Origin of the sequence: Psychrobacter sp. 4Dc, assembly GCF_002836715.1 — a bacterium.
GTDB lineage: Bacteria > Pseudomonadota > Gammaproteobacteria > Pseudomonadales > Moraxellaceae > Psychrobacter.
The window spans coordinates 1-13,890 of the sequence record NZ_PJAT01000074.1; the positions used below are offsets into that span (position 1 = coordinate 1).

Here is a 13,890-nt window from a genome sequence, read left to right on the forward strand (position 1 = left end):
TTTAATTGAGATAGATAAGTAATATCTAAAAATTATAAAAACTGGTAATGATAAAAAATGCATGGCTATAAAATAAAAAAATGGAAATAACAAATTATGAGCATTCAATTAGTATTAAACGAAAATCGAAAACACGGCGTACCAGTCAAGATTTATACCTCGGACGTTGAGCAAGGTGCGATGCAGCAACTACGCAATTTAGCCCAGCTAGAGTTTGTGCATTCACACATTGCAGTGATGCCCGATGTGCACGTTGGCAAAGGCGCTACAGTCGGCAGCGTGATACCGACCAAGTCAGCCATCATTCCTGCTGCAGTTGGGGTAGACATTGGCTGCGGTATGAACGCCGTACGTTTGTCCCTGACGGCGAGCGATCTGCCTGATAGCTTACGGTCGTTACGATCGATCGTTGAGCAGCAAGTGCCAGTCGGCTTCAATATGCACAAACAAATCCAAGCCAAAAACTCCACGCTTGATCCGTTAGGTAAACGCCTAAAACCGATTACTGATAAACACCCGGGTTTGCTTAAAATGCTTAAAGGTTTTGAGCGTACTTGGGCGAAGCAGTTGGGAACACTCGGCGGTGGCAATCACTTTATTGAGCTGTGCTTGGATGAGAACAATGATGTCTGGGTCATGCTGCATTCTGGCAGTCGTGGCATCGGTAATTGTATCGGCCAGTACTTTATTAACCTTGCCAAAAAAGAGCGTCAATCGCGCTTCGGTCATGTGCCAGATCGAGATTTGTCTTACTTTGCCGAAGGGTCTGATAGCTTTGCTGATTATGTCGAAGCAGTGGGCTGGGCGCAGGACTACGCGTTAGAGAACCGCCGTGAGATGATGCGTCTCGTCATTAAGTCATTGCAGTCGCCACAAGCGGGATTACCACGATTTCAGCTGACCAAAGAAGCAATCAATTGTCATCATAACTATGTCAATGAAGAGGTGCATTTTGGTGAGCAAGTCTATGTGACCCGTAAAGGTGCGATCAGTGCCTATGCAGGTGAGCTTGGGATTATCCCAGGTTCTATGGGCGCAAAGTCCTTTATCGTACGTGGTCTGGGCGCAGCAGAATCGTTTTGCTCGTGTTCACATGGGGCAGGACGACAGATGAGTCGAGGTAAAGCCATGCGCGCGTTCACCATCGGTGAGCTAAAAGCGCAGACGGATGGCGTTGAATGTCGCAAAGATAAAGGCGTCATCGATGAAATACCCGGCGCTTATAAAGACATCGATGAAGTGATGGCCAATCAAACGGATTTGGTTGAGGTGGTGCATACGCTTAAGCAGGTCATGTGTATTAAAGGCTAACGAATAAAAACATAGTGAGTCATGACGGTGTCAATCGAGCTAAATGTACTAAGTGTACGATTTGCGCTCGATTTCCTAGTCGTGACCTCACTATGCTGTCATTCGAATATATAAAACAGATTTAGAGTTATTAAAAATATAGGTAAAAATATGAGCTTAAAACAAACCTTAAAAAAGGCCAAACAAATTGAACGGCAGCTAGAACAGCAAGCTGAAACAAGTGCACAGAACTCGCTAGGAACAGTCAAGCCGCGTAATTATTTGGCATTAGACCCATTATTAAGAAAAGGTGGTATTCACGAAAAAGAGGATATCGATATCGTCCGAAAAAAACGTCGCCGTGAGACCAAGCAGCAGCTACGGAAGACAGATTGGTTATCAGAATAATGATGGTTAATATTCACGCACAAAAAAGCCGTTCGCTATTATAGTGAACGGCTTTTTTATTCTTACTCAAACTTATAACTTAACCATTGTTAACTTAACCACTATGCCAATATTTCGATTAGCTCACCTTTGACCATATGCGGGCTGACGAAGTCAGTAATACGCACGCTCACGAGTTTACCCAACAGCTCATCCATTTTTTCGATATTATGAGGGAACATGACGGTACGAGTGTTATCTGCCGTACCGATTAAGCAGTCAGGATGACGATTGGCAACTTGTTCAACCAAGACGCGAGTCGTGGTACCAACCATTTCATGAGTTTTGGCAAGTGTTGAGTCAATGATGACTTTTTGGAATTCAGCTAAGCGAGCCTTTTTAGTAGTGAAGCTCACATCATCTGGCAACTCAGCGGCTGGCGTGCCTGGACGTTTAGAGTAGATAAAGCTGTAAGAGTGATCGAAGTTCAACTCTTTTGCCAAGTTTAAGGTATCTTGGAAGTCTTGATCGGTTTCACCAGGGAAGCCAATGATAAAGTCGCTCGACAAGTGAATATCTGGACGAATGGCTTTTAGCTTATTAATCTGATTAATATAAACGTCGATCGTATGGTTGCGTTTCATCGCTGCCAAGATAGCGTTTGAGCCACTTTGAACCGGTAGATGTAAGTGTGATACCAGCTCAGGTAACTGTGCATACGCATCAATGATGTCATCAGTGAACTCTAGCGGATGGCTAGTCGTATAGCGAATACGCTCGACACCATCGACATGCGATACATAGTGCAATAGCTCAGCGAAACGGCAAATGCTGCCATCGTCTTTTTCGCCGCGATAGCCGTTGACGTTTTGACCCAATAGGTTGATTTCACGGATACCTTGAGCGGCAAGGCTATCAATTTCAGCCAATACATCATCTAGTGGACGTGATAATTCTTCACCACGCGTATAAGGCACCACGCAGAATGAGCAATACTTTGAGCAACCTTCCATAATAGAGACAAATGCTTTGTAGCCTTCTACTCTTGGCTCTGGCAAAAAGTCAAACTTCTCAATGCTAGGGAATGACACATCAATCGTACCGATACGGTTTTTAGGCGCGATTTCACGTTGCTCATTTGATTGGTCATATAGATCTGGTAGGCGATGCAAGGTTTGTGGGCCAAATACCATGTCGACATAAGGCGCACGCTTTTGAATGTTATCGCCTTCTTGTGAGGCCACACAACCACCGACGCCAATGACGAGGTCAGGGCGTTTTTCCTTTAGTTTGCGCCAGCGACCCAATTCTGAAAAGACTTTTTCTTGTGCTTTTTCGCGGATAGAGCAGGTGTTCATCAGTAGTACGTCGGCCTCATCGATATCATGGGTCACTTCCATACCATGTGAATCGCCTAGCACGTCTAGCATTTTGCCAGAGTCATAGACATTCATCTGACAGCCTTGGGTCGTGACAAAGACCTTTTTTGTCGCTACTTTTTCGACAGGCGCTTGGGCTGAACTTGCTTCTTTGAGTGCAGTGACAGCACGTGCGGTGACAGTCGTCTCAGCAACAGCATCGTCATCGATGCGGGGATTGAATACAGTAACACTCATAAGGATAAGTCCATGATTGACCAAAAATATAGCGGAGTAGCCGATTAACAGGTGGCGTATTTTATCACAACCCTGTGCCAATGTGAAAAATTAGCACGAGCGATGGGGTATCAATATGATAAATAATTCATAGCAGTATCAATTATTTACTGTCGTTCATATTACTATTCATAAAAACTGCGGCTCGTTATCACTTCTATGTTACACCGTGCTGTCCTATTTATTAACAAAAGGTAAAGGAGATAGTTGAAAGCACAATGAGTATAGTATGATGATTGCTATACCCTTGGCGGTACTTAGCGAACCGTTATTCACATGTTTATAGAGATATCATAAAGAGAGTCAGTATGACAAAGTTGCGTGTTGCGCATAGCATCAAGGATGAAAAGTCTATCAGTCAAAAACACGCGTCAAAGCGAATTACAGTAGGTACGCTACGGTTGAGCGCGTTGAGCGTGGCAACAGCAGTCAGTGCACTTGGTGTGTCACAAGTCGCTTGTGCCGAGTTGACGTGGGGCGATGAGGAAAGCTATCAACAAGATTATCAGCAAGACAGTAGTATTGACTCATTTATGGCAGCCGCTATCGCCGCAGATCGCGGTGATGTAAGTGCGCTCTATAACTATGAGCAGGTCATGAGCGGCGGCTTGTTTGCGATGTATCCGACTTATTGGCGCATGAATCTAGATCTTAATTCACAGAGTTCAGCGGCGGTCTCGCAGTTTGTGCGTCAGTATCCAGATACGGTTATGGCTGAAAAATTAGTGGCTGATTTTGCGGAGACCAAAGCAGGATCGAATGACTACGCTTCGGTTAGACAGGTAGCCAATTTGATTACCAATGCCGATGCCAGTGAGCGCTGTGCGGTTGCGCTTGGGTTTAATAATGGCGGTGATACCATGCGTGCTATGGCAGCCAAATCTGATGTGTGGCTGACCACCAAAAAGCAACCAGCATTGTGCGATCAGCTAGCGATGGAGATGAACAACAACGCGCTGATTAGTAATCAAGATCGTGCGGCTCGTCTCAAGCGTATGCTACGTAAAGGCAAAACAGGTGATATTATGGCGTTGTCATCACGCCTTGGTACGCCAATTGCTTATTCGGCGCTCAGTGAAATTCAGCTAAATCCGTCTTCTTTCTTTAGCCGTTTTGGTCGTGAGCCTGCTAGCCAAACCAATCAATACCTATATATGTATGCAATCGGACGTATGGCTGACAAGTCTTATCGCGAGGCGGCGCTACAGTTAGATTTTGATATCAAACAAGACAATCAGCGCGCGGTCAAATTGTTGAATGACGAAACCCGACGCTATGCTTATCGTACGCTTGGCGTACAGCGTATGAATCACAACACTGATGATGGCTTTAACGCTGAAGCAGTGGATTGGTTCCGCAACAGTTTGGACAATGACTTTAATTTTGAAGAAGCTGAAGATTATGCTATGGCGGCGATTCGCTTCGGTCGTTGGGATGATGTGGTAGAAGCTATCTCAAAAATGGATGGCGAAACGCAAAAAGAAGCCCAGTGGCAGTATTGGCTAGCTCGTGCGTATGAGCAGTCAAGCGATAGTAGCAAGCGCAATACGTCTAAAAAAATGTATCAGAACTTAGCAAAAAGTAATGACTACTATGGCCTGATGGCAAAAGACAAAATAGGGCAGCGTTTCGATGCTAGCCGTTTAGGCGGTAGTAATTTGCCTAATGTCAGTACCGCTGATCGCGCGCGCGTCATGCAAGATGCCAACTTTGCCCGTGCGTTTGCGTTATACAACTCTGAGGCCAGTCGTGCTTATGCCAATCGCGAGTGGAACTGGGCGGTGAAGCAAGCTCGTGATAATCGTGATGACAATTTAATTATTGCCGCTGCTCGTCAAGCCTATGATATGGACTGGCTCGATCGAGCGATTTATGCAGTTGATAATACTGATAGAGTGGATAGCTTAGCACTCTCGCATCCGATGCCGCATCAAAGTGCAGTCGTACGTTATAGTGAGTCAGCGGGTATTGATCCAGCATGGGCATACGGTATTATGCGTCAAGAAAGTCGCTTTGTGACTTCTGCGCGCTCAAACGTAGGCGCGAGTGGACTGATGCAAGTTATGCCTGATACCGCAAAATATATCGCTCGTAACCTAGGCGAGACGTATAGTGCGAGCCGTGCCAACAGCGGTGATACCAATATCCGCTATGGTACGTGGTATATGGGTGATATCTTGGGCAAACTCAATTATCAACCAGTATTGGCAACCGCAGGCTATAATGCTGGACCTAATAATGCCAAACGCTGGCAGCCAGTTTACGGCTCGCTCGCTGCAGATCAATATGTAGAGTCGATTGCATTTCCTGAGACACGTAATTATGTCAAACACGTGATGGAAAACGCCACTATCTACAGCAGTCTATTGGGTCGTGGTCAGCCGATTACTCAGCGTATGGGTACGGTGCCAGCTGGCTTTTAATCACTGAACTTGCATTTGATAAACCACTAATGATTTATTGTTAGTGGTTTATTTTTATCTACTGATTTGCTTTGTCAATTGATCAACTCTGATTTGCTCAAGCAGCACTCATCTAGCGAAAATAAATTTCATATTTTTTATCCTTCAGTGCTTTATCAACATTTATCGAGATTCCTGACGATGTCGTCAACGTTTACGTTTTTGCTATAGATTAAAAAAAACGTTTTGTTACCATTGCCTTAATGGGAAACCCTATTTTTCAGTCTTGTTCTTAGGTCAATGCGTGTTTTATTTATCGCGTCTAATGATTTAAGTTATAGCCTATGTCTTATCATTGCTAACTAACTGCCTTCAGTCCTATGATCAAAAAATATTTTAGTCTGTCTACGTCGCCAAAAACCAAATATTCGTTATCTAATCGGATATGCTCTTTATCGAAGGCAAATACAAAGACAGATACAAACCTGAGCAATAAGGCTGCTAATTCTATGGTGCAATTGCGTGCAGGTTTGGCTAGCAAACATAGCGTAGGCAGTATCAAAGCAACGATGAGCTTCGGCGCTTTACTGCTTATACAAGGCGTTATACTGCTACCAGCACAGGCGGCTAGCACGGTTAAGACTGGTCAGCGCGTATTGATGATTGAGATGACTCCAGCATTATGTAATATGCAGCCGACGCGGGCACGTATGCGCCAGTGTTTAGAAGGGTATTCATTGACCGTATCTGGTCTGGATATGGGATATGGCGAGCGCTGCGGTCGTGGTAGTGAGCCACGCCTTACCCCGCTACAACTAAAAGTTGTCAACCGTATCATGCCTGACACAACGGTACGTAGCCAAACGTGGCAACGCTATGGAGCCTGTAGCCCGCTTAGCGCCAGCAGTTACTTCCGCCAGATTACTAACTATGCAGGTGGATTAAAATTACCGAACGAGTTAAATACGGGTAATAGTTATACCGTTTCCAAATCACGATTTGTCAGTCAAATGACCCGTCTCAATAGTGGTATGTCTTCAAATAGTGTGGACCTTATCTGTCAAGAAGGTAGCCGTCGCCAATCGATACTCACTGATATACATGTGTGTTATGAAGGTAGTGACTTTGGCACTTGTCATGACGTTGTAGACAGCTGTGGCAGTAAATTTATCATCTCAGGTGGACGATAACTTTCACTTAGTCACCTGCTTAAACTTCTTTTTTGATACCGTTTCTCATTTCATTTAGTTCAATCTAATAGTACAAACTGCCCATTTTGACCATTATATCTACGTATAACACAGTGAAAATATGCTTTAGTTATCATGTACTGAAACCCTCTAGCGCTTTATTCGTAAGCGCTTAGCTTCTAAAAGAAACCTCTCGTATAAAATGTAACAATATAATCCCTGACGGGTCTATGACTGTATCTAGACGGTCACTGCGATGAAGTGCTACACTAGCTCTCGGTTTATACATGCTGCTATGCAGCAAACAAGTCGATATCTAAAATGATAATCGTTCATTAGAATTATCTAATAATTAATTAGGGAGTATTCAATGTCAATGAAACAGCCTTTACGTGTTGCCGTCACTGGTGCCGCTGGTAATATCAGCTACGCGATGCTATTTCGTATTGCATCTGGCGAGATGCTAGGTAAAGATCAGCCAGTTATTTTGCAATTACTTGAAATTACGCCAGCTCTTGACGCCCTAAAGGGTGTGGTCATGGAACTAGAAGACTGTGCATTCCCATTGTTGGCTGGTATCGTCCAAACTGACGATGCTAATGTCGCATTCAAAGATATCGATTATGCTTTACTGGTTGGTGCACGTCCTCGTGGCCCAGGTATGGAGCGTAAAGATTTGCTAGAAGCCAACGCTGCGATTTTCTCAGCACAAGGTAAAGCATTGAACGAAGTCGCTAGCCGTGATGTAAAAGTATTGGTAGTCGGTAACCCTGCCAACACCAACGCACTTATCGCTCAGCGCAATGCGCCAGATCTTGATCCACGCAACTTCACTGCAATGACTCGTCTAGACCACAACCGTGCTATGGCGCAGTTAGCTGGTAAGACTGACAGCACTGTAAATGACGTGAAAAAAATGATCATCTGGGGCAACCATTCGTCAACTCAGTATCCAGATCTAACTGCTTGTACGGTAAACGGCAAGCCTGCTCTAGATTTAGTTGATCGCGAATGGTACGAAGCAACTTATATCCCAGAAGTACAACAGCGTGGTGCTGCAATCATTAAAGCTCGCGGTGCATCATCTGCGGCTTCTGCTGCCAACGCTGCTATCGCACACATGCGTACGTGGGCACTAGGTACTGATGAGAACGATTGGGTATCTATGGGCGTTTACTCAAACGGCGAATATGGTATTGCTGAAGGTTTGATCTACTCATTCCCATGCACATGCACTAACGGCGACTGGTCTATCGTAGACGGCGTTGATGTATCATCAGATTTCTCGAAAGAGAAAATGGCTGCCACTGAGCAAGAGCTTAGTGAAGAGCGTGATGCAGTAGCACATTTATTACCGTAAATCTAAGCTGCTATCCAGTAAGCTATGATTTAAGTAGTAAAGATAAGTAGTATAAAAAAGCCTTCTTAAATGTGAGGGCTTTTTTTATGTCTATAAGAAATAGGCAAATGAGAGCAATTTAGCTTACTGTCTTAAATGGATAAAAGCAATTTACCGTTAATACAATTGATAACGTTAGATAAACGTTGATTAACAGCTATTAAAATAAAGCTTGCTACAATGAATATGTCAATTTGAATAATAAGCACATTAAACAATAAGTACGATCTTATTCGTACCATTTAAGGAGAAAATTATGTTGGGTGAACCAGAATACAGTATGAATGAGTTATTTGCTCAGTTAGGTCTAGACAGCTCTGATGAAGCAATTGATGATTTTATCGCAGCAAACCAACTAGCTAGCGAAGAGAAACTGACAGAGGCTAGCATTTGGACGGATAATCAGCGTATGTTCCTGCAAGAAGAATGGCAAAAAGATGCCGCATGGGTAGAAACCATCGATGAGCTAAATGTCCGTTTACATCCTGATGCATAAAAGTTTATCAAGAGATAAAAAACCCCGCAATAGTCTGAATATCGCGGGGTTTTTTATGTCTGGAGTAACACTAAAAATCAAATTTGCTTTTCGCGCCACTCAAGTAGATCTGCAACGTCTTGATGAATACCCGCTTTTAATGCTTCTATTCCATCATAGCGACGCTCACCGTGCAAAAAGTGTAGGAAACGTACGTGTAAATTCAGTCCGTACAAATCAGCTTGCAACTGCGGAAAGTGGACTTCTAGTCGCCAGTCATCACCTTTATCAACAGAAGGTCTTTTGCCAATATTAGCCGTGCCAAACAAACTATGCGGACGCAATCCGGCAACACCTGTATGACCATCGGAGGCAAGCGTAGTCAAGCCATTAGCGATCACATTACCATTATCATCTAAGCTCACCACGTCAACTGCAAAAATACCATGCAGGGCAGGCTTTATACGCTGTAAATCGATATTTGCGGTAGGGAAGTCTATTGTTCGACCTATCTGGTCGCCGCGCACAACCCCTCCTGTGATTGCATAGTCACGACCAAGTAATCTGTTGGCCGCCTGAAGGTCACCTGCCAATAGTAAGTCACGAACACGAGTAGAGCTGATACGGGCAGCGTCGTTATCGATCGTATCAACATTGTCGCTATCAGTATTATCGTTATTAGTATTACTATCAGTGACCGTATGCAGGTTGGTCACATCCAAACCATAGCCACGCAAAAACTGACTGTCACCAGTACGGTCATGGCCGAAGCGAAAGTCATCGCCTAGAACCAACGCTTTGACGTTCAAACGCTTGGCTAATATGTCGGCAAACGCTTGTGCTGATAGCGAGCGAAATTCTGTATCAAAACCTGCTACGATCAATGTTTCAACGCCATACTCTGCCAGCAGTGCTTGCTTCTCTGCCAGATTGGTCAAACGTGCAGGCGCTTTGGCAGGTGCAAAAAACTCGCGTGGCTGTGGCTCAAATATCATGACCGCCGCACCCAAATTTTGGGTATGCGCAATCTCACGAACTTGGGCTAGCATGGCTTGGTGACCAAGGTGCACACCGTCGAAATTGCCGATAGTGAGCACGCAAGATGCCAACTCTACTGGGACAGTGTCCGTAGATGAAGTGTGTGGCGACGAAATCAGTTGCTCAAGAAAATAGGTTTTCATAAGTTTTCAGCTATGATGAGACCAAATAAAAAACGAAAAAACACATCTATGCTTAAAATTGATGTGTCTAAAACCAGCCATTATAAAGTAAAATAGCTACACTAACATCCTATAGTCTACGTGTAATGCAAGTATGGCACGTAGGGTAGCTATTCTCTATTGCCAATGATGCTAATAGTAATCCTAACAACAATCCCGACAACGATGGAGCTCTTATGTCTGCTGCTGCCTTAAATACTATACCAACCGACCTATCGACATATCAGCTTACCGATCAGTTCGTTGTGCAGCGTGCAAATAAAGAAGATTTAGCAGAAGTCTTAGCCATTTATAATCAAAGCATACCGGGCAAACAAGCAACAGCCAATCTTGCATTGGTTACGCTAGAGGAGCGTGCTACTTGGTTTGAGGAACATTTGGATAGCACAACCAGACCGATATATGTGGTTAAAGCACTATCATCAAATAATATAGATCAAAAAAAAGCACCGATAGTCGCATGGGGCAGCTTTAGTGATTTGTACGCACGTACGGCCTATCACATCAGTACCGAGATTAGCATCTATCTAAATCAAGATTATCAGGGCAAAGGCTTAGGCAGTGTGCTGACCCGTTGGATGTTGACGCAAGCACCAAGCCTAGGTATTCGAAATATCATTGCCCTTGTCTTTGCTCATAACCATCCAAGCTTAGGATTATTCCGTAAGCTTGGCTTTGAACAATGGGGCTATATGCCCGAAGTCTGCGATATGGAAGGGTTTATCGCTGATGTTGTGATGCTTGGCAAAGCAGTCACGTCAGACGATATTTTAGATAAAGCGTCTGAAACAATTTAACTTAAAACGCTCTAACCCAAAATCTTCCATTGACCTTTTATCTTCTGTAGCTGGTAGGTCAGTGGTGCAGGTTCGCTCTGTCCTTTTAACATCAGCTCGCCAGTGATGGTGGCACGAGTTTTGTCATCATTGTATTTGGTATCAGTAATCGTAACGCCATCCACCGTTTGCTGAAATGCAGACTGAGTATTGGCAAGCTCTTTTTCAAAGTTTGCCATATCGACTTGGTAATATGACGCCGCATCCTTCACGTCACCGTAATATAAGCTGTTTAGGGCTTGCTTGACAGTATCCTCTGGCGTACCGGCTTGAGTCGGATTGGTCACTAGACTTTTCTGTTCGGCCGCTTCAGTGACTGGATTAATATTATCACTAACAATCGCTGTCTTGTCTTCAGCGCTATCTATAATTTCGCCTGTTTCGCTAGCACTGTCATCGGTTATTGCTTGGTCAGTCGTATCATTGTCTAATGTGACGTCTTCTGAGGTATCAACAGTCGCTGCCACATCTTCATTATCGGTAGCAGTTTCAGCCGGCTCATTGTTACTACAACCGCTAATAAGCAATCCAGTGCTTAGTACACCAGTTGCTAGCAAAATTGGTAAGCGCTGGAAGATTGGCTGTTTCGTTGTCATATCAAACCTCAAATGTCATGTATTCATTAGTGATCTATTATGACAATTATTAGCAGCGCGCATTGTCATTTCTCATAACAGGCTTGTTTTGGTTTCGTAAGCCTGCCATAAGTTTGCTTATACTTTGTCCTAACCGTGCTTGAGCTGACGCGGACGGAACCCAGTCGCTAGCAATACCACACCGTAAACCAGCGCTCCGACGGCACACATAATAATCAGCGCGACGATACGTTGCCACTGAGCCTGATCGGTAGGGAAGTAAGGCAGCATAAAATAAAGCACACCAATCATAGAGCCAGTCGAGATAGCAAACTGCGTAAACAGCTTTTTCCAATGCGGACCGAAACGGAAAATATCACGCTTATGTAAGAAGTAATATAGCAAGCCTGCGTTTACAAAAGCAGCGCCAGTCGTAGCCAATGCCAGACCACCATGTAGCGGTATCTCTAAGAAGTAAAATATCCCGATAAAAATAACACTAAAGATCATATTGGCGATGACAGAAATGATACCGATTTTTACAGGGGTTCTGGTGTCTTGACGCGCAAAAAATGCAGGGGCAAAAATCTTAATAAGCATAAACCCTAAGATACCACCTGCCATACTACGTAGGGCCAGTGAGCTCATCTGGGCGTCACGTAAGGTAAACTCACCGCGTAAGAACAGCGCTTGCATCAATACATCTGCCAGTACAAATAGGGCAGCTGAGGCGGGGACCCCGACCAAGATGATAAGACGTGCTGCCCAGTCGATGGTCTTTTTGAAACTGACATCGTCCTTTTGAGCTTCGCTTTTTGATAGGCTTGGTAATATGACGGTACCAATTGCCACACCAATCAGACCTAATGGTAGCTCGCTCATACGTTCAGCTGCATAGAGCCAAGAGACGGAACCGCCAATCATTAACGAGGCAAAGATGGTGTTTAATAGTAAATTAATCTGAGTAACAGAAACACCAAAGATAGCAGGTAACATCAATTTTAAAATCCGACGAACACCTTCGTGCTGAAAATCAATCTTTGGTGCGACAAGCAGCTTTTGTTGCCAGAGCTGCGGCAGTTGAATCAAAAACTGTAGCAAACCTGCGATAGCAACGGCATAGCCAAGCGCCATGATGGGTGTATCAAACATTGGCGCAAAAATCAGCGCGCCACCAATCATACACAGATTCAACAGTACAGGTGCAAAAGCGGGTGCGGCAAAACGACCGTAGCTTTGCAAAATGCCACTCGCAAAAGCTGTCATAGAGATAAATAGCAAATACGGAAAGGTAAGACGCAATAATTCAGCAGTGATGGCAAACTTATCAGGCTGATCGGCAAACCCAGGGGCAAACAACGTTACCACCCAGGGTGCGATTAAGATAACCACCACTGTCAGCATCGATAATACTAGCAATAATGCACCCGAGGTTCGACTGACTAAAATCTGTACTTGTTGCAAGCTGTACTTTTCTTTGTATTCGGACAGTACTGGCACGAAAGCTTGGCTAAACGCGCCTTCTGCAAACAATCGTCGTAAGAAGTTTGGGATTTTGAAGGCGACCAAAAAGGCATCCATCAAACCACCTGCACCAAAAACCCCTAGCAATACAACATCACGTACCAAACCTAAAATACGCGATAACATGGTCATACTACTGACCACCATGGTTGAACGAAATAACCGACTTTTTGCCATGAGAACCTATCTTGCCAAGTTGTATATTGAGTTATGTGCCGATGTGATATGAATGAAAAACTGACGAATTATATCACTTTCACCATTGAGATAAATGGATTGAGTGTGGAAATCACTTAAGTGACGGTGCATCGTTTTTCGTTGCATCAGCGACTAACTGGCGCAAGCTTGCCCATTCAAAATAATCACCAGGGTCAGTCTTACGCCCAGGCGCGATATCGCTATGGCCTGTCAAGTGGCGACGTGTGTTGGGGTAGGCTTTATAAATGGCGGAAATTACGTCGGCTAGCTTCTCATATTGTGCAGAGGTGAAGGACACAAAATCCGACCCTTCAAGCTCGATGCCAATGCTATAATCATTACATTCAGGTCGACCTAAGTAGCTAGACCGCCCAGCATGCCACGCCCGTTCGTTGAAATTGACAAACTGAGTGATAGCGCCATCACGCTCGATAAATAAATGCGCTGATACTTCCGCGCCTTTGATTGTTTGAAAGTAAGGATGGGCATCCCAGTCCAATTGATTGGTAAATAATGCTTTCACATAATGTGTGCCATTAGTGTCGCAGGCACCAAATTCATTCGGTGGTAGGCTGATATTGTGTACGACGATGGCGTCAATACTTAAACCTTCTGGCCTTACATTGTAATTAGGTGAGGCCAGCCAAATGGCTGCCGATAGTAGACCGTCTTTGATGGTCATTGGCGACGTAGATGATGAGTTTGGTGATAATACGGGCATAATACTCTCTTTTTATAC

At 44.3% G+C, this 13,890-nt stretch carries 12 protein-coding genes; 7 read left to right on the forward strand and 5 right to left on the reverse strand.

Annotation, left to right across the window (positions count from 1 at the left end):
• Positions 1–96: 96 nt before the first annotated feature.
• Positions 97–1,311 carry an RtcB family protein gene (locus CXF61_RS04230; protein ID WP_165597271.1) on the forward strand — a complete coding sequence of 405 codons (1,215 nt, stop codon included), beginning with the start codon at positions 97–99 and terminating at the stop codon, positions 1,309–1,311.
• Positions 1,312–1,461: 150 nt separating this feature from the next.
• Positions 1,462–1,698, forward strand: coding sequence for a hypothetical protein (locus CXF61_RS04235; protein ID WP_227526593.1), 237 nt, complete (start codon positions 1,462–1,464; stop codon positions 1,696–1,698).
• Between the two features lie 101 nt (positions 1,699–1,799).
• Here the strand turns inward: CXF61_RS04235 and miaB are convergent, their stop codons facing one another.
• Positions 1,800–3,293: a tRNA (N6-isopentenyl adenosine(37)-C2)-methylthiotransferase MiaB gene (miaB, locus tag CXF61_RS04240; protein WP_165597272.1), complete on the reverse strand. Its 1,494-nt coding sequence runs from the start codon at positions 3,291–3,293 to the stop codon at positions 1,800–1,802.
• Between the two features lie 347 nt (positions 3,294–3,640).
• Between miaB and CXF61_RS04245 the strand changes: the two genes are divergently transcribed.
• The 4 genes from CXF61_RS04245 to CXF61_RS04260 all read left to right on the forward strand — a co-directional run bounded on the left by CXF61_RS04245 (position 3,641) and on the right by CXF61_RS04260 (position 8,819).
• On the forward strand, positions 3,641–5,755 hold the full coding sequence (locus CXF61_RS04245; RefSeq protein ID WP_165597273.1) for a lytic transglycosylase domain-containing protein: 2,115 nt from the start codon (positions 3,641–3,643) through the stop codon (positions 5,753–5,755).
• A gap of 488 nt (positions 5,756–6,243) precedes the next feature.
• Positions 6,244–6,924, forward strand: coding sequence for a T2 family ribonuclease (locus tag CXF61_RS04250; RefSeq protein ID WP_227526594.1), 681 nt, complete (start codon positions 6,244–6,246; stop codon positions 6,922–6,924).
• Positions 6,925–7,300: 376 nt separating this feature from the next.
• A complete protein-coding gene (locus tag CXF61_RS04255) occupies positions 7,301–8,284 on the forward strand; it encodes a malate dehydrogenase (protein WP_101205831.1) in 984 nt (327 codons plus the stop codon).
• Positions 8,285–8,579: 295 nt separating this feature from the next.
• Entirely contained in the window at positions 8,580–8,819 is a 240-nt protein-coding gene (locus CXF61_RS04260) for a DUF2789 domain-containing protein (protein WP_165597274.1), read from the forward strand.
• A 77-nt stretch (positions 8,820–8,896) separates the two neighbouring features.
• On the opposite strand, the gene ribF is transcribed toward CXF61_RS04260, so the two are convergent.
• Entirely contained in the window at positions 8,897–9,979 is a 1,083-nt protein-coding gene (ribF, locus tag CXF61_RS04265; RefSeq protein ID WP_165597275.1) for a riboflavin biosynthesis protein RibF, read from the reverse strand.
• Between the two features lie 215 nt (positions 9,980–10,194).
• Between ribF and CXF61_RS04270 the strand changes: the two genes are divergently transcribed.
• Complete coding sequence (locus CXF61_RS04270; protein ID WP_165597276.1) at positions 10,195–10,815, forward strand: GNAT family N-acetyltransferase; 621 nt, start codon at positions 10,195–10,197, stop codon at positions 10,813–10,815.
• Positions 10,816–10,826: 11 nt separating this feature from the next.
• Here the strand turns inward: CXF61_RS04270 and CXF61_RS04275 are convergent, their stop codons facing one another.
• From CXF61_RS04275 to ampD, 3 genes are all read right to left on the reverse strand, one after another.
• Entirely contained in the window at positions 10,827–11,450 is a 624-nt protein-coding gene (locus CXF61_RS04275; protein ID WP_165597277.1) for a hypothetical protein, read from the reverse strand.
• A 129-nt stretch (positions 11,451–11,579) separates the two neighbouring features.
• Positions 11,580–13,130, reverse strand: a complete 1,551-nt coding sequence (gene murJ / locus CXF61_RS04280; protein ID WP_165597278.1) for a murein biosynthesis integral membrane protein MurJ — start codon at positions 13,128–13,130, stop codon at positions 11,580–11,582.
• Positions 13,131–13,242: 112 nt separating this feature from the next.
• On the reverse strand, positions 13,243–13,872 hold the full coding sequence (gene ampD / locus CXF61_RS04285) for a 1,6-anhydro-N-acetylmuramyl-L-alanine amidase AmpD (RefSeq protein ID WP_165597279.1): 630 nt from the start codon (positions 13,870–13,872) through the stop codon (positions 13,243–13,245).
• Positions 13,873–13,890 lie beyond the last annotated feature (18 nt).